Consider the following 15,019-nt stretch of genomic DNA (forward strand, 5'->3'; position numbering starts at 1 on the left):
TACCCTGACGGATGTGTGTTGTCCGTTCAGGCGAACTCGCGACTGACCCACCCCGAGGGACCACTCGGAACGGGGTCCGTCTCCTCGGCGGTCTGGACGTCGCCCGCGTCGTCGACCATCCGCACGACGGCGGTGTGGCCGCCGGCGGGTGGGTCGTAGGTAAACTCCCACTGGCGCCACGCGTCCTCGGCGGCCCCGTCGCCGTCGACGGCCGGGAGCGGGTCCGAGAGGGTCGCGTCGGCCCACGTCTCGCCGCCGTCGGTGGAGACTTCGACGCGGGCGACGCCGCGCAGGCCGCCGTAGGCGTGGCCCGCCAGTCGGCGGCGGCCGTCGGCCACCAGTTCGGCGTGGTGGAGTTTGGCGACGGGTTTGACCGGGCCGGTACCCTGCCACCCGCGTTTCTCCCAGTAGCCTTCGGCCTCGCGTTCGAGGACCTCGATTTCGGTCAGCCACTTGACGTTGACCTCGCCCCAGTGGCCCGGGACGAGCGCCCGGACCGGGTAGCCGTGCCCGCGTGGGAGGACGTTGCCGTTCATCCCGTACACGAGGAGGCCGCCGCGGAGCGCCTCGATGGGGAACTCCTCGTAGTAGTCGTCGGTGGCCCGGAGCATCACACACTCACACCCGCTCTGGACGCCCGCCTCGTCGAGCAACTGGTCGACGGGGACGCCGGTCCACAGCGCCGTGTCCATCTTCTTGCCGTTGAGGGAATCGCCGACACAGCGGAGCGTCGAGAAGCGATTCTCGGCGTCCATTCCCTGCAACTCGTCGTAGTCCAGCGTGACCTCCTGTTCGACGGCGCCCGTCACCGAGAGCGACCAGTCGCCGGCGTCGACCTGCGGGTCGATAGAGTTGATGTCCACCTCGAAGAACGTCTCGCTGACCAGCGAGTCGAGGCCGTCGACGTCCAGCGAGGCGTCGCTCGCGGCGTCGAGTTTCGTCTGTGCGTCCTCTAGGTCGGCCCCCGCGGCGGTGATAGGTGGGGCGTCGGCCGCCGTCGTGGTGGGCGACCGCTGCCCGCCGAGTCGGTAGCCGAGGACGCCCGCACCGAGCGCGACGCCGACAGTCGAGAGCGCTCGCCGACGTTTCGAGGAGATGGGCGTGGCGTCGGCCCCGAACGCGTCGAGCGCCTGTGCGAGGGCGACGACGCCGGCCGCCGGGAGCGCCGCGCCCGCCGAGAGGACGAGTTCGCCCGTGAGGGCGACGGCGACGGCCCACGTGACGACGGCCGTCCCGACGCTCGGGAGGAGGCGGTTGTTGGCCGCCTCGCCGGCGAGGATGGCCGCCCGGGCCGCCAACGCGACGAACAGGCCCGCGACGGCGATGGCCGCGAGCAGGTTCAGTCGCTGGCCGAGGCTCCCCAGCGTCGTGATGGCGAACGAGACTATCGCACCGGGCATGGTCCGTGCGAGTGCCCGCTCTATCGGGGAGGCGAGAAAGGCCGGCGCGGCCCCCGTCAGGGCGTACGAGCCAGCGAGGCCGGCCACCCCGGCGGCGACGCTGACCAGCACCCGTCCACCCCTCGTGTCGAGAACGTCGTCGGTCATACTCGCTCGGAGGCACTACCCGACAAAAGGCGTTGTTCCAATTTCGACCCCAAAGAGCGAAGCGTCGGGAGTCCGTCCCATCGCGTATGAGCGACGAGTCAGGCGGCCGTCCCTGTCCGATGTGCGACCGTGCGATGTACCATCGGCACTGTAAGTACGTCTGTCCACAGCACGGCGTCGTCTACGACTGCGCTGACACGTTCTACTGATAGACTGCTGGCGGCTTTATTACGATGGAACCGCAGACGTAGTACAATGAGTAGCGATGGCGAAATTCGCGTGCTCCACGTCGACGACGAACCGGAGTTCGGGGATGTCGCCGCGATGCATCTGGAACGGGTAGACGGGAACGTCGACGTCGCCACCGAACAGGACGCCTGTGACGCGCTCGACCGGCTCCGGTCGGAACCGTTCGACTGCGTGGTGAGCGACCACGACATGCCGGACATGGACGGACTGGAGCTTCTGAAGGCGGTCCGCGAGGAGTTCCCCGAGTTGCCGTTCATCCTCTTCACCGGGAAGGGCAACGAGGAGATAGCGAGCGACGCCATCTCGGCCGGCGTGACCGAGTACCTCCAGAAGGACGTCGGCACGGACCAGTACACCGTGCTGGCCAACCGAATCAGACGCGCCGTGGGGGAGACCCGCGCGAAGGCGGCGCTCGAAGAGTCGGAGCGACAGCTCTCGACGCTCATCTCGAACCTCCCGGGGATGGTCTATCGTGCACGGAACGAACCCGGGTGGCCCATGGAGTTCGTCAGCGACGGCGCCGAGGAACTGGTCGGCTACGAGTCGGCGACCATCGAGTCCGGCGAGGTGTCGTGGGGTGACCTCATCGTGGACGCGGAGACGGACCGCCTCTGGGAGCAGGTCCAGACCTGTCTCGCCGCGGACGAACCGTTCGAAGTCACCTACCGGGTCGAGACGGCCGACGGCGAGACGCGATGGCTCTGGGAGCGCGGCCGGGTCGTCGACACCGACGACGAGGGCGTCGAACTACTCGAAGGGTTCGTCACGGACATCACCGCCCGCAAGCAGCGCGAGCGCGAACTGGAACAGGAGCGACAGTTCACCGAGACGCTCGTCGACGCTATCGACGACGTGTTCTACCTCGTCGGCCCCGAAGGGGAACTGCTCCGGTGGAACGACACCGTCCTCGACGTGACCGGGTACACGAACGCAGAGCTCGCCTCGATGAACGCGTTCGACCTGTTCCCCGAGGCGTACCACGACGTGCTGGTGGAACGGCTCGAAGAGACCGTCGCGGAGGGGCAGTCGACGCTCGAACTGCCCGTGGAGACGAAAGGCGGCGAGTTGCTTCTCCACGAGTTGCGCGGGTCGCTCATCGAGGACCCCCACGGTGACGTCCTCGGTATCGCCGGAATCGCACGCGACATCACCGAGCGCAAGGCCCGCGAACGCAAACTCGAACGGTACGAGACCCTCGTCGAGAACGTCGGTGACCCGATGTTCGTCCTCGACGAGCGAGGACACATCCAGATGGCGAACCGCATCATGGCGGAGTACCTCGGCGCCGACCGGGACGAGATAGTGGGCACGCCGGCCAGCGAGTACATCGCCGCCGAAGACCACGAGGAGGGGCTCCGGGACATACGGGACCTCCTGTCGGACCCGGACCGGACGTGGGCCAGTCACGAGATGACGGTCACCACCACCGACGGGGAGACGCGGCAGGCCGAGAACAAGGTCGCCGTCCTCACCGACTCGGACGGGGAGTTCACGGGGTCGGTCGGCGTCGTCCGCGACATCACCGAGCGCAAGGCCCGCGAACGCAAACTCGAACAGTACGAGACTCTCGTCGAGAACGTCGGCGACGCGATGTACGTCCTCGACAGCGACGGGACGATACGGATGGCCAACGACGCCATGGCGGACCACCTCGGCTACGATCGCGAGGAAATCGTCGGCGCCGAACCGACACAGTTCATGCTACCGGAAGACGTGCAGACGGCGACCGAAATCATCGAGCGACTGTACGCGGACCCGGACCGGACGTGGGCGACGTTCGAGATGTGCACCGTCGACGCCGACGGCAACCGGACGGTCAACGAGAACAAGGTCGCACCGCTGGTGAGCGACGAAGGGGAGTTCGTCGGGTCCGTCGGCGTCATCCGCGACGTCACGGAGCGAATCGAGCGTGAGCGGGAACTCGAACGCTACGAGACTATCGTCGAGGCCGTCGACGACCCGGTCTACACGCTCGACGACGAGGGCGTGTTCACGTTCGTCAACGAGGCCATCGAACCGATGACCGGATACAGCCCCGACGACCTCGTCGGCCAGCACATCGGCGTCATCATGACCGACGAGGGACTGGACCGCGGCGAGCAGGTCGTGCAGGACCTGCTGACCGACGAGGAGGCCGACAGCGCCACGCTGGAGATGGACGTCGTGACGCGGGACGGAGCGACGATTCCGTCGGAGAACAACATGGCGCTACTGCCGGCCCCCGACGGCGAGTTCGCGGGGACGGCCGGCGTCGTCCGCGATATCGCAGAGCGGAAGGAGCGCGAAGAGCGCCTCGCCGAGTTCGCGTCCGTCGTCAGCCACGACCTCAGGAACCCGCTCAACGTCGTACAGGGGCGCATCGCGCTGGCCGAGGAGACCGGCGACATCGACCATCTCGGCGACGCGGCGGGGGCGGCCGACCGGATGGAGCGCCTCATCGAGGACCTGCTCTCGCTGGCCAGACAGGGCCAGACCGTCGGCAGCACGGAGCGCGTCGACGTCGGGACCGCCGCCGAGCAGGCGTGGGCCAACGTCGATACCGACGGCGCGGCGCTGGAGTGTCCCGACACGACGACGGTGGAAGCAGACCCCGCCCGGCTTCGCGAACTGCTGGAGAACCTCTTTCGGAACAGTATCGAACACAGCGACGCGAGCGGTCGGTCCGAGGACGCTGCCGACCGGACCACCGGGGGCGGCGAGTCGGCGACGACAGCCGTGACCGTGACCGTCGACACGATGACAGAGGGGGCGTCGACCACCGGGTTCGTCGTCGCCGACGACGGCCCCGGAATCCCGGCGTCGAAACGCGAGCAGATTTTCGAACGCGGCTACACGACCAGCGAGAGCGGGACCGGGTTCGGCCTCGCTATCGTCGAGGACATCGCCACCGCACACGGGTGGACGGTCGACGCGACCGAGAGCGAGGCCGGCGGGGCACGCTTCGAGTTCAGGACGACTCCGGCCGACCGCTGAAGTGCCGGTAGGTCGGGCCGGCGAGCACCAGCACCGCCATGGCTCCGAACAGGGCGAGGAGGTGGGGCAGGGCCTCGATAGACAGGCCGGTCAGCGTGAGCGAGCGCATCGACGCGCCGGCTATCACCTCGACCGCGACCCACGGAATCTCGCCGAGGAACGTGCCGACGACGAACGCCCGGGTCGAGACGTCGGCGAAGCCAGCGCCGTAGGACACCGGGTCCGCCGGGACCGGTGAGAGACGGGCGGCGAGGACCCCCCGCGTCTCGCCGGTCACCGACATGATTCGCTGGCCGGACTCGCCCAGCCACCCGAACATCCCGCCCTGTTCGCCCGCCTTCTGTGCGAAGCGATAGGGGATGAGGCAGGTGACGAGCGCACCCATCAGCGCGACTGGGAACCCCCACTCGACGCCGAGGACGAACCCGACGAACGCCGACAGCGGCATCGTCGGCCACGCGAACAGCGGCCGGACGAGGTAGAGGAAGACGATGAGGCCCGCCAGATACACGGGGTGGTCCGCCAGATGCATCGCTGCCTCGATGATGCGGGCCGGCGAGAGAACCAGTGCGGCCACGGCGACGACGGCGACGAGTGCGGCCGACCCCATCACCTGCCGCTTCACCAGACGGTCCATCTACCCGAGACAGGGACAGCGAGCGGCAAACCTCTTGTGGTAAGCGTTAATCCGGTGGCGGACGAGGTGCCGGCGTGGACGACGCCGACAGCGACCCCGTCGAACTCGGGGTGGAACTGCTCGCCCACCTCGAACACGAGGAACTCTCGGTAGCCGAGGCCATGGACCGCATCGAGACGGTGACGACCAACCCCGGCGTCCAGCGCGAGATTCTCGACACCGCGGCGATGCGCGGCGTCATCGACCGCGAGGAGGGCCTCGTTCGCCCGCGCTCGCGGGGCACCTTCGTCAGTTTCGAGGGCGACGTGGTGGTCCGTGAGGGGGAGTTCTCCTGTGAGCGCTGTGGCGCGAGCATCTCGACGGGCCACTTCGTGCAGTTCGACGGCGGCGAGTTGGGACCGTTCGGGTCGACGTGTATCAGGAAAGTGTTGGGGCGGGAGTAGCGAGGGAGTCGGTCCTCGGAGACGAGCGGGGAGCGAAGCGACCGCGAGCAACGAGTCTGTCGGGCGCGCGAGAACCCGAGCAAACGAAGGACGCGCCGAAGCACGGCGGCTCTCGCGAGGGGTGAGAGTGCCCCTCAGCGGCCCTGTCGGAGCTCTTTGATGAGCGTCTTGATGGTCTGTTCCTGCCGTTCGATGCGTTCGTTCTGGCGTTCGACGGCGGCCGTGAGTTCGGCAATCTGCTGTTCGAGGGCCTCGATGTCGCCACCACGGTCCGACGCCGCGGCCTGCTGGACCGGCGACTCGGTCGTCTGCTCGGCGTCGGCCGTCGACGACTGTTGCTGTGTCGCGGCCGCGGCGGACTGGGTGGGTCGCTGCTCGGATCGGTCCTCCTCGGAGCTCTCGTCGTCGTCGCCGACGAGTGGGTCGATACCGGATTCGAGGCCGAGGCCGCCGCCGGCGTCGCTCCCGCCCTCCGGTTCGGTGCCGACCTTCGCGTTCAGGTCGGCCAGCGAGGACACGTCGTGGAAGGCGAAGAGCGCCTCCTGCAGGGTCTTGCGGACTTTCGGAGCCTGCTGGGCCGGGGCCTTGATACGTTCGGGCCGGTCGTTCACGCCGAGGACGATGGCCGTGGCGACGCTCCCCTCCTCGAAGTCGAGGCCGGTGACGTCCTCGAAGGCGTAGGCCTCGTAGTCGGCGTCCCACGTGACGTTGCCCAGATGTTTCAGCAGTTGGGTGTCGGTGACGACCAGCGTGAGTTCACTGAACCGGAAGACGCCGGTGACGCTCTCGTCGGCGTCGATACCGTTCGAGACGCGGAGTGTGCCCTCCAGCAAGCGTTCGAGGACGGTCCCCGCGCGGTCGTTCGGGACGCCGAAGTCACGCTTCTCGTCGGTGTAGTACAGCGTGAACTTGGTCTTGCGCCGGCCTTCGGATATCGTCAGTCGCTCGAAGTCGTGGGGGTGTGCGGCGACCTTCTCGTCGCTGAGTAACCCCTCGCCGCGGTAGACGAGCGTCCGGGTCGGCGTGAAACACACTGCGTCCTCGTCACCGAGGTTGACGCCGGCCTGGATCTCCTCGTCCCCGAGTTCCTGCCGGACGAGGTCGGGAATCTCCATGCAGGGTGCATACTAGCGTGATGGCTTAAATCCGTGGGTCCCCCGAGGTGCCGGCCGCCATGGGAGAGCCCCACAGCCCGGGGGCAGATGAGAACCTTCAAGACGGCAAGCGGCCAACGACCGAGTGCACCCGCGCCCGGGTGGCTTAGCTGGACATAGCGCCGCACTCATAGGGTCTTACGACTCATGCGGTACCAACCGGCATGACCCGAGGGGTGCTCGTCACACCCCGGACCTGGGTTATGCGGAGATCGAGGGTTCGGAGCCCTCCCCGGGCATACTTTATCCGTCGCTCGCGTCGGCGAGCGACCGCTCTCAGTCTGCGAAGTGGTGGGCGGAGAGCCCGTAGGTCCTGCGCGAACGCCAGTGAGCGCAGGGCAGGCGAGAGTTTGCTCTCGCCGTGGTTCGGCCCCTCCCCGGGCATTCTCCAACTACCGCGACCGTCTGTGAGCGGGAGCGCCGTGAGACGGCGTCCCTAGAGGTCCGTCGCGACGCTGACGTGCATCCCGACGAACCGCCAGTCGCCGTCGCGGTGTTCGAGCGTCCCGCTCCAGCGAGTGTAGTACTCGTGGTGGGCGTCGCCCTCGTCCCACGACAGCGCCACGACGTCGCTGAACCACGCCACGCTGTCGCGCTGTGTGACCCGGAGGTCGTGGCTCTCGACGGTCCAGTCGGACGTCGACGCCGTCTGGTCGCGGAGGCCTTCCTGAATCGCGTCGGACCCGACGAGGCGCTCGGAGATGCCGAACTTCACGATGGGGTCGTCGGCCGGCCGGTCGTCGGCGAAGAAGGTGTCCAACGGCGCGCCGTGGCGTAGCGAGTCGTAGTAGTCGTGGATCGTCGCTCGGGCGTCCATGTGGGGGACTTGCGCTCGACGGCCCTTATCCCTGCGGGGCGAACGGTTTTCCACGGGTGGGCCGAACGGCGGGTATGCGCGCAGCCATCTTTCGCGGTCCCGGCGAGATAACCGTCGAAGAGGTCCCGAAGCCCGAAGTCGAGTCGCCGACGGACGCCGTCGTTCGCGTGACGCACACGGCGGTCTGTGGCTCCGACCTGTGGTTCTACCGCGGCGAGAGCGACCGTGAGGAGGGGTCCCGCGTGGGTCACGAACCCATGGGTATCGTGGAGACGATCGGCGAGGACGTGCGCTCGGTCGAACCCGGCGACCGGGTGTTCGCACCCTTCCTCCAGAGTTGTGGCCGGTGTGAGTTCTGTCGGAAGGGGCTCCACACGTCCTGCGTGAACGGCGACCGGTGGAACGACGAGAACGGCGGCGGGCAGGGTGAGTACGTCCGCGCGACGGAGGCCGACGGCACCCTCGTCCGGGTGCCGGACCGGCACGCCGACGACGAGGACACGCTGGAAGCGTTGCTTCCGCTGACCGACGTGATGGGGACCGGCCACCACGCGGCCGTGAGCGCGGGCGTCGACGAGGGGGATACCTGCATCGTCGTCGGCGACGGCGCGGTCGGTCTCTGTGGCGTCCTCGCCGCGCGTCGACTCGGTGCCGAGCGAATCGTCGCGATGGGGCACCACGAGGACCGACTGGAACTGGCCCGGGCGTTCGGCGCCACCGAGACAATCAGCGCCCGCGGTGAGGAAGCCGTCGAACAGGCCCGAGAGACGACCTACGGCGGTGCGACCCACGTCATGGAGTGCGTGGGCGCCGCGTCGGCGATGGAGACGGCCATCGACGTCTGTCGGCCGGGCGGGACCGTCGGCTACGTCGGCGTCCCACACGGCGTGAACGAGGACGGCCTCGACCTCTTCGGGATGTTCGGCGACAACATCACCCTCAGCGGCGGCGTCGCGCCGGTCCGGGCCTACGCCGAGGACCTGATGGCCGACGTGTTACAGGGGACGCTCGACCCGTCGCCCATCTTCACGAAGACGGTCGACTTAGACGGTGTGCCGGAGGGGTACCGGGCGATGGACGAACGTGACGCCATCAAGGTGCTCGTCAAGCCGTAGGGGGCGCCGGGCGGCCGAGCCGAGCGATAGCCCCATATGTCTACAGACCAACATCTAGTGATGACACGTTCCACGACAGTGCTCGTCGTCGGCGGTGGCGCCACCGGCGTCGGTGTGGCCCGCGACCTCGCGTTGCGGGGCGTCGACGTGACGCTGGCCGAACGGGGCGGCCTCGCGAGTGGCACCTCGGGTCGCTCCCACGGGCTCTTACACAGCGGTGCGCGCTACGCGGAGGCCGACGAGACGGGCGCCGAGGAGTGTATCGAGGAGAACCGGATTCTCAGAGACATCGCGGGCGAGTGTATCCGCGACACCGGCGGCCTGTTCGTGCAGTTGGCCGAGGACGACCCGGACTACTTCGAGGCGAAACGCGACGCCTGCGAGGCCATCGGTATCGAGACGGAGGAACTCGACCCGGACGCCGCCCGCGAACGGGTCCCGGACCTGACCGACGACGTCGAACGCGCGATGTGGGTGCCAGACGCCGTCATCTACCCCTCGCGCCTCGTGGCCGCGAACGCGGCCGACGCCGAGGCCAACGGCGCGACGATTCACCCGCACGGCCCCCTCGAATCGCTGACCGTCACCGACGGACGGGTGACGGCCGCGACGCTCGGCGGCGACGCCGACGAGACGGTCGAACCCGACTACGTCGTCAACGCGGCCGGGGCGTGGGCGGGACAGGTCGCGGCGAAGGCCGGCCTCGACGTCGAGATGGCGCCGGCGCGCGGCGTGATGGTCTCCGTGGAGTACGACTCGCTCGACCCGGTGTTGAACCGATGTCGCGACCCGGACGACGGCGACATCGTCGTCCCGCACGAGAGCGAGGCGGTGCTCGGCACGACGAGCGTCCCCGTCTCGGACCCCGACGACTACGAGCGGGCCGACTGGGAGGTCGAACGGTCCGTCGAGGAGTGTGCGGCGATGCTACCGCCGGTCGCCGACGCCGCGGAGGTCAGAACGTGGTGGGGTGTCAGACCGCTGTACGCCCCCGACGAGGGCGAGGGCGACCGGAGAGGCATCTCGCGCGGGTTCTTCAGGTTGGACCACGCCGAGGACGGCGTCGAGAACGTCGTCAGCGTCGTCGGCGGGAAGTTGACGACCTACCGGCAGATGGCCGAGAGCACGACCGACCTCGTCTGCGAGCGACTGGACGTCGACGCCGACTGCGAGACGGCGACGAGACGACTGCCCGGGGCCGACGACGCCGACAGACTCGACTCCTTCGTCGCGAGATACGACGGGCAGGGGCCGACCGACGAAGACGTGGTCTCCAGCCACCGGTAGCAGCCGCTCAGCCGCCGAACTCGCGGAACGCGGCTTCGAAGTCGTCGAACTCGGCGACGGTCTGGTCCGCTTGCCGGCGGAGTTCCGCCACGCGCTCTGAGACCTCGTGGTACTCCTCGTGGGCGTCGAGTTCGGCGGGGTTCTTCTCGGATTCCAGCGTCGCCTTCTTCGAGGCCACGGCGAAGTACTGCTTGAGGTGGTCGTCGTAGGAGTCGCGGACGAGCATCTCGCCGACGGTGTCGACGAGGTCGTCGCGGCTGACGGGTTTCGTCAGGTAGTCGTCGAACGGCATCTCGACGATGTCGAAGTCCGGGTCGACGGCGGTGACCATCACGACGCGACAGTCGATACCCCGGTCGTCGATAGCGTCGAGGACGTCGTCGCCCGACATCCCCGGCATCTGCCGGTCCAGGAAGACCACGTCGACGCTCGCGTCGAGTCTCTCCAGTGCGGTTTCGCCGTCGTGGGCACTCAGAACGTCGTGGTCTCGCTGCAACCACGTCGTGTACAGTTCGGCCACGTCGTGTTCGTCGTCGACCACGAGCACCGTCGCCGTCTCCGATTGTGTCGTCACGTGCACACTTTCTCTCTCCATCGTCGTGTCCCGCCCGTCTGTTCTGGTGTCGTTCTTGCCGGATAGCTGTAATAAATCCACCTCTCGGATTATCAGTGGTGATTCTGAAACGGGGGTGTCCGGGGCGACCCACCCCAGAGCAGTTTACGCCGGCCGACCTATCGGCACCCGATGGTCACTGTCACGGGCCCGTGGTCCACGGACGAACTCACCGACTTCCTCGAAACGACGGCGGTGCCGATTCGACTGGGCTGTCGACGGCCGAAGGGCGACCCGTGGATGCTGTCGCTGTGGTATCGCTACGAGGACGGCGCGATACAGTGTGCGACCGCCGCCGACGCCGACGTCGTCCGCTATCTGGAGTACGACGACGTCGTCAGTTTCGAGGTGTCGACCAACGACCCGCCCTACCGTGGCGTCAGAGGCAACGGGACCGCGTCGGTCGCGCCGGACGAAGAGAAGGAGACGCTCCGGGCCCTCATCGACCGGTACCTCGACGGGACCGACTCGCCGCTGGCCGAGCGACTGCTCTCCCCAGACCGTCGCGAGGTGACCATCACGATTGCGCCGGACCGGTTGCACTCGTGGGACTACAGCGGCCGGATGTGAGGCGATGCGTCGGGGCTTTGTGGCTGGCCGTCGTACACCCGTCGATGGCACCCGACCCGTCGGTCGTTCGCTCGCTGGCCGTCAGCGCAGAGGACCTCGTCGCGGCACTGGAGGCGAACACACGAGACGGTCCGGAGACGGTGCTCCGGGCCACGCCGCCGTACAGCGGGCGGATGCGGGCCCGTCTCCACGTGGTACAGGCGGACGGAGGCGACGACGAGACGCTCCACGTCGCCCCGGAGCGACTGGTGGCCGACACGGCACCCCCCTATCCGACGCCCGACGACACCGCCGACGAGCTCCGCGCCGGCGAGGAGACGACATACTCCGTCGAGCGCCATCGGACGTATCACGAACGGCGCGTCGACGAGTGGCGAGCGGAGATACTCGACCACGTCGTCGAGACGGTGACGGTGGCGGCCGTGGACCACGAACTTACCGGCTCTCTATTGGGCCCGTGAAAAACGGCGTCGTACGTACCGGTCCGTAGTGCTATGGAATCGTTATCTACGGAGTGAGAGCGGTTTCTAAAAGGTCTCCGTGTCTCTAATCGAGTCGTGAAACGTCGGGTCGTCTCGGAGCCTGGCGTGAAACGAGACGAAATAGGTCGAACGCTCTCGCAGTTATAAGCCGGTCTCCGTGCTACGAGGAGGCAAGTCACCCCATGTCGAGTTCGTCAGCACACGAACTGTTCGCCCGCCTCGACGAAACGGTCCCGAACGTTCCCCAGACCCTCCTGGAGTCCCTCCGTGGCATCGCCTTCTGGACAGCCATCGCCCTCCCGTTCCTCTACCTCCCGTTACTCGCGTCGGGTCTCGAAACCCCGGCCGTCAGGACGGCCTTCGCCGCACTGGTCGCTTGCAACGCTGTCGCGTTGCTCCTCGGTCACTCGTACGCCCGCGAGTGAGCGACGGCGGGAGTGGCCTCTCTCGGCCCCATCGCGGCGTTTCACTCGGTGAGTCGGGACCACATATTTATAATCCCAGTCGTCTAAGAGGTGATATGGCCGCTTACGGCCGGCCGACCCTACGAGATTTGTTCGACGAGTCACCGACGCCGCACATCGCGCACCCCCCTCGTAGCCACCATCGGGATTTCTACATCGCCACAGACGGGTCCTACCGACAGCACGGCATCGACCCCGTCGCGGGCGATGGTCGCCCGACGGAACGAGGTGGCCTCGGCGTCGTCGTCGAGACGTTGGACGGCGAGCGAGTCGTTCGCCTCTCGGTGCCGGACAACGCGCCGGACAACAACGTCGCCGAGTATCGGGCGCTCCACCTCGGGCTGGACGTCCTCGCGACACGGGCCCCGGCGGACGCCCGCATCGGCCTGCTCATCGACCACGACCAGCTCGCCGAGAACGTCAACGCCGAGGTACTGGCGACACACGGATCGGCCTACGACCCGCCCCACAGCGTCTCGGTGCCGCCGGCGACGGGGCTCCACTGGCGGGGGATTCAGGCCCGCGTCAACAGTTTCGGCGAGGTTCGGGCGGCCCGCATCTCGAGCGACCGGAACCCGGCCCACCCGCTCGCCAACGCGCCGGACCAGTACGCGCACGTCAACGGCGAGCCGGACCGCTGTGTCCTCCCGCAGACCACGTCGACGGACGAACGCGTGCCGCCGCCCTCCCGGTCCGAGCGCGGCGGCGCTTCGGACTGAATCGTCGCGAGGCACCACCCACACGCCCGGGACCGTGAGCCGACGACGACGGACTCTTCGTACGCTTATACGACACCTAATCGACCGTCACGCATCGCCTTCGAGCGACCGCCAGCGCCACGACGGCGTCCAGTCGAACAGCCGTTCCGCCTTCGAGGTGTCGACCAGTGCGGTGTGGTCGGAGAGGTCCGCCCGAACTTCGGCGTCGGGGAACAGGTCGGCGACTACCGCCTCCGTCGGCGTCGCGGCACTCGTGTCGGGGGCCGACACCCACACGCGTTCGTGGCCGTCGAACGTCGCCTCGACGGTGCGCCGGACGAGGTCAACCACGTCCGAGACGTGCGCGTAGGTGAACAGGGTGTTGCGCTGTGTGTGGAGTGCGTCGGCCGCCCGGAGGCCGTCGAGCGTTCGGTCGGCCTCGACGAACGCCTCGCGGGCCATCTCGTCGTCGACCACCCACGGGAACCGCAGGGAGGTGACGGTCCGCGGGCGGTCGTCGGCCCGTCGCGCGAACCCGTCTGCGATAGTCTCCAGCGTCTGCTTGCCCACCCCGTAGGACGTCGACGGGGTGAGTCGGTGGGACTCGTCGACCGGGAGGTAGTCGACGGTGATTGGGTCAGGTTCGAAGCCGCCACCGATGGCGCTGAAACTCGACGCGAGCGTCACCGTCTCGACACCGAGTTCGCCGGCGGCCTCTAACACGTGGTAGGTGGACATGGCGTTGCTCTCGAACGTGCGGTACCCCGGCGTTCGCTCGGGCGTCGGGAGCATCCCGAGGTGGACGACGGCGTCGGCGTCGCTCTTCGCGAGCGACCCGTACACCTCGCCGGCCTCCAGCAAGTCCGTCGTCAGATACGCGTCCGAGTGTGACTCGTCGGGTTTCCCGCGAGAGAGGTTGACGGTGCGATACCCCTCCGAACCGAGGTGTTCGAGGACGGCTTCGCCGACCCGACCGTTGCCGCCGGTGACCGCGACTGTCTCGGGCATACGTCGTCAGTGAGAGGCCGGAGGGAAAACCTCCGTGACGAGTGTCCGTCTGCATATCATCGTGACAGGTCGCGAGGGTTTAGCACCGTATAAGTTATACAGACGTTCGTACGTGACTTCGAGAACGTTCCCCCAACGTCACACAGCTCAAACTTTAACTTGGAGTGGCTGTATAATACCGACTGGGAGGTGACAGAGAGATGAGTACCAGTAGCAGCAGGACTCACGGTTCAGACGGACAGTACGCGGACCGAACGACACCGATTCCGTCGGTCTCTCGGTACGACTTCGTACTCGCACTCATCCCCACGGCGTTCCTGCTGACGGTCGTCGTCGCCGGACTGGCCGACGTGGCGGTTCCGAAAGCGCTCGCCGCCGGGTCGGTGGTGGCGCTGACGGCCGTCGTCGACGCCCTCTTTCTCAACCCACCGACAGGTGGGTGACCACGGAACCACCCTACGTCGCGGTCCGTAGCGGAGCGACTGGCGCCGCGACACAGTGACCGGTGAAGCGATGAGCGTCGCGTCGCCGTGCTACTCCTGTTGGGCGTCCACCACGGCGACGCCAGCGAGATTACCGACCACCTTTTTCGTCGTCGGGTGTGCTCACTCCGTTCGCACACCACGCCTCGAAAAACGTGGGCGAAAAAGCGGCGACTCCGTCGCCGTGCTACTCCTGTTGAGCGTCCACCACGGCCACGCCAGCGAGGTTGACGATGTCCTTGACCTCGTCGCCGCGCTGGATGACGTGGACTGGTTTGTCCATGCCGACGAGCATCGGGCCTATGGCTTCGGCGCCGCCGAGTCGCTGGAGGAGTTTGTAACCGATGTTCCCGGCTTCGAGGTTCGGGAAGACGAGGACGTTCGCAGGGTCCTCGAGTTCGGAGAACTCGTAGGTGGTGTTGAGGATGTCCTCGACGACGGCCGTGTCGGCCTGCATCTCCCCGTCGACCGGGAAGTCCA

17 protein-coding genes and 1 tRNA gene are annotated in these 15,019 nt (G+C 67.6%); 11 read left to right on the forward strand and 7 right to left on the reverse strand.

Features of this window, described 5'->3' with window-relative positions; genetic code table 11:
* Positions 1–26 precede the first annotated feature (26 nt).
* Positions 27–1,547, reverse strand: coding sequence for a molybdopterin-dependent oxidoreductase (locus EGH21_RS22145; RefSeq protein ID WP_220620582.1), 1,521 nt, complete (start codon positions 1,545–1,547; stop codon positions 27–29).
* 86 nt (positions 1,548–1,633) lie between these two features.
* Between EGH21_RS22145 and EGH21_RS24520 the strand changes: the two genes are divergently transcribed.
* The gene (locus EGH21_RS24520; RefSeq protein WP_268899105.1) at positions 1,634–1,756 is read left to right on the forward strand and encodes an HVO_2523 family zinc finger protein; all 123 of its coding nucleotides are present in this window, start codon (positions 1,634–1,636) and stop codon (positions 1,754–1,756) included.
* A gap of 46 nt (positions 1,757–1,802) precedes the next feature.
* The gene (locus EGH21_RS22150; protein WP_220620583.1) at positions 1,803–4,769 is read left to right on the forward strand and encodes a hybrid sensor histidine kinase/response regulator; all 2,967 of its coding nucleotides are present in this window, start codon (positions 1,803–1,805) and stop codon (positions 4,767–4,769) included.
* Here the strand turns inward: EGH21_RS22150 and EGH21_RS22155 are convergent.
* Positions 4,744–5,406 carry a TVP38/TMEM64 family protein gene (locus EGH21_RS22155; protein ID WP_220620584.1) on the reverse strand — a complete coding sequence of 221 codons (663 nt, stop codon included), beginning with the start codon at positions 5,404–5,406 and terminating at the stop codon, positions 4,744–4,746. The genes EGH21_RS22150 and EGH21_RS22155 overlap by 26 nt on opposite strands.
* Positions 5,407–5,480: 74 nt before the next feature.
* Here EGH21_RS22155 and EGH21_RS22160 point away from each other — a divergent pair, with 74 nt between their 5' ends.
* A complete protein-coding gene (locus EGH21_RS22160; protein ID WP_220620585.1) occupies positions 5,481–5,849 on the forward strand; it encodes a DUF5830 family protein in 369 nt (122 codons plus the stop codon).
* Positions 5,850–5,983: 134 nt separating this feature from the next.
* Here EGH21_RS22160 and EGH21_RS22165 read toward each other — a convergent pair whose 3' ends face one another.
* Positions 5,984–6,964, reverse strand: coding sequence for a DUF7115 domain-containing protein (locus EGH21_RS22165; RefSeq protein ID WP_220620586.1), 981 nt, complete (start codon positions 6,962–6,964; stop codon positions 5,984–5,986).
* 134 nt (positions 6,965–7,098) lie between these two features.
* On the opposite strand from EGH21_RS22165, the gene EGH21_RS22170 reads away from it, so the two are divergent.
* Positions 7,099–7,242: transfer RNA gene (locus tag EGH21_RS22170), tRNA-Met, on the forward strand.
* A 197-nt stretch (positions 7,243–7,439) separates the two neighbouring features.
* Here EGH21_RS22170 and EGH21_RS22175 read toward each other — a convergent pair.
* The gene (locus EGH21_RS22175; protein WP_220620587.1) at positions 7,440–7,820 is read right to left on the reverse strand and encodes a nuclear transport factor 2 family protein; all 381 of its coding nucleotides are present in this window, start codon (positions 7,818–7,820) and stop codon (positions 7,440–7,442) included.
* Between the two features lie 74 nt (positions 7,821–7,894).
* Here EGH21_RS22175 and EGH21_RS22180 point away from each other — a divergent pair, with 74 nt between their 5' ends.
* On the forward strand, positions 7,895–8,935 hold the full coding sequence (locus EGH21_RS22180) for a zinc-dependent alcohol dehydrogenase family protein (RefSeq protein ID WP_220620588.1): 1,041 nt from the start codon (positions 7,895–7,897) through the stop codon (positions 8,933–8,935).
* A 60-nt stretch (positions 8,936–8,995) separates the two neighbouring features.
* The gene (locus EGH21_RS22185) at positions 8,996–10,222 is read left to right on the forward strand and encodes an FAD-dependent oxidoreductase (RefSeq protein WP_220620589.1); all 1,227 of its coding nucleotides are present in this window, start codon (positions 8,996–8,998) and stop codon (positions 10,220–10,222) included.
* 7 nt (positions 10,223–10,229) lie between these two features.
* On the opposite strand, the gene EGH21_RS22190 is transcribed toward EGH21_RS22185, so the two are convergent.
* A complete protein-coding gene (locus tag EGH21_RS22190; protein WP_220620590.1) occupies positions 10,230–10,817 on the reverse strand; it encodes a HalX domain-containing protein in 588 nt (195 codons plus the stop codon).
* Positions 10,818–10,967: 150 nt separating this feature from the next.
* On the opposite strand from EGH21_RS22190, the gene EGH21_RS22195 reads away from it, so the two are divergent.
* The 4 genes from EGH21_RS22195 (at position 10,968) to EGH21_RS22210 (ending at position 13,070) form a co-directional block, all read left to right on the forward strand.
* The gene (locus EGH21_RS22195) at positions 10,968–11,405 is read left to right on the forward strand and encodes a pyridoxamine 5'-phosphate oxidase family protein (RefSeq protein WP_220620591.1); all 438 of its coding nucleotides are present in this window, start codon (positions 10,968–10,970) and stop codon (positions 11,403–11,405) included.
* Between the two features lie 44 nt (positions 11,406–11,449).
* On the forward strand, positions 11,450–11,866 hold the full coding sequence (locus tag EGH21_RS22200) for a DUF8009 family protein (protein ID WP_220620592.1): 417 nt from the start codon (positions 11,450–11,452) through the stop codon (positions 11,864–11,866).
* A gap of 203 nt (positions 11,867–12,069) precedes the next feature.
* Positions 12,070–12,312 (forward strand): DUF8028 family protein, encoded by a 243-nt coding sequence (locus EGH21_RS22205; RefSeq protein WP_220620593.1) that lies wholly within the window; start codon positions 12,070–12,072, stop codon positions 12,310–12,312.
* Positions 12,313–12,407: 95 nt separating this feature from the next.
* Positions 12,408–13,070 carry a ribonuclease H family protein gene (locus EGH21_RS22210; RefSeq protein ID WP_220620594.1) on the forward strand — a complete coding sequence of 221 codons (663 nt, stop codon included), beginning with the start codon at positions 12,408–12,410 and terminating at the stop codon, positions 13,068–13,070.
* 87 nt (positions 13,071–13,157) lie between these two features.
* Here EGH21_RS22210 and EGH21_RS22215 read toward each other — a convergent pair whose 3' ends face one another.
* A complete protein-coding gene (locus EGH21_RS22215) occupies positions 13,158–14,057 on the reverse strand; it encodes an NAD-dependent epimerase/dehydratase family protein (RefSeq protein ID WP_220620595.1) in 900 nt (299 codons plus the stop codon).
* Between the two features lie 200 nt (positions 14,058–14,257).
* On the opposite strand from EGH21_RS22215, the gene EGH21_RS22220 reads away from it, so the two are divergent.
* Positions 14,258–14,500, forward strand: coding sequence for a DUF8015 family protein (locus EGH21_RS22220; RefSeq protein ID WP_220620596.1), 243 nt, complete (start codon positions 14,258–14,260; stop codon positions 14,498–14,500).
* A gap of 226 nt (positions 14,501–14,726) precedes the next feature.
* Here EGH21_RS22220 and EGH21_RS22225 read toward each other — a convergent pair.
* On the reverse strand, positions 14,727–15,019 hold a 293-nt coding region (locus tag EGH21_RS22225), incomplete at its 5' end, for a phosphate acyltransferase (RefSeq protein ID WP_268899102.1).

This window comes from Haloarcula rubra, from assembly GCF_019599465.1.
In the GTDB taxonomy this organism is placed as follows: Archaea; Halobacteriota; Halobacteria; order Halobacteriales; family Haloarculaceae; genus Haloarcula; species Haloarcula rubra.

What these genes read in the sequence shown, in the direction of transcription:
- EGH21_RS22210 (WP_220620594.1), top strand. Translation starts at nt 12,408, where the DNA reads ATGGCCGCTTACGGCCGGCCGACCCTACGAGATTTGTTCGACGAGTCA.
- EGH21_RS24520 (WP_268899105.1), top strand. Translation starts at nt 1,634, where the DNA reads ATGAGCGACGAGTCAGGCGGCCGTCCCTGTCCGATGTGCGACCGTGCG.
- EGH21_RS22215 (WP_220620595.1), bottom strand. Translation starts at nt 14,057, where the DNA reads ATGCCCGAGACAGTCGCGGTCACCGGCGGCAACGGTCGGGTCGGCGAA.
- EGH21_RS22175 (WP_220620587.1), bottom strand. Translation starts at nt 7,820, where the DNA reads ATGGACGCCCGAGCGACGATCCACGACTACTACGACTCGCTACGCCAC.
- EGH21_RS22205 (WP_220620593.1), top strand. Translation starts at nt 12,070, where the DNA reads ATGTCGAGTTCGTCAGCACACGAACTGTTCGCCCGCCTCGACGAAACG.
- EGH21_RS22165 (WP_220620586.1), bottom strand. Translation starts at nt 6,964, where the DNA reads ATGGAGATTCCCGACCTCGTCCGGCAGGAACTCGGGGACGAGGAGATC.
- EGH21_RS22150 (WP_220620583.1), top strand. Translation starts at nt 1,803, where the DNA reads ATGAGTAGCGATGGCGAAATTCGCGTGCTCCACGTCGACGACGAACCG.
- EGH21_RS22155 (WP_220620584.1), bottom strand. Translation starts at nt 5,406, where the DNA reads ATGGACCGTCTGGTGAAGCGGCAGGTGATGGGGTCGGCCGCACTCGTC.
- EGH21_RS22185 (WP_220620589.1), top strand. Translation starts at nt 8,996, where the DNA reads ATGACACGTTCCACGACAGTGCTCGTCGTCGGCGGTGGCGCCACCGGC.
- EGH21_RS22220 (WP_220620596.1), top strand. Translation starts at nt 14,258, where the DNA reads ATGAGTACCAGTAGCAGCAGGACTCACGGTTCAGACGGACAGTACGCG.
- EGH21_RS22190 (WP_220620590.1), bottom strand. Translation starts at nt 10,817, where the DNA reads ATGGAGAGAGAAAGTGTGCACGTGACGACACAATCGGAGACGGCGACG.
- EGH21_RS22200 (WP_220620592.1), top strand. Translation starts at nt 11,450, where the DNA reads ATGGCACCCGACCCGTCGGTCGTTCGCTCGCTGGCCGTCAGCGCAGAG.
- EGH21_RS22145 (WP_220620582.1), bottom strand. Translation starts at nt 1,547, where the DNA reads ATGACCGACGACGTTCTCGACACGAGGGGTGGACGGGTGCTGGTCAGC.
- EGH21_RS22180 (WP_220620588.1), top strand. Translation starts at nt 7,895, where the DNA reads ATGCGCGCAGCCATCTTTCGCGGTCCCGGCGAGATAACCGTCGAAGAG.
- EGH21_RS22195 (WP_220620591.1), top strand. Translation starts at nt 10,968, where the DNA reads ATGGTCACTGTCACGGGCCCGTGGTCCACGGACGAACTCACCGACTTC.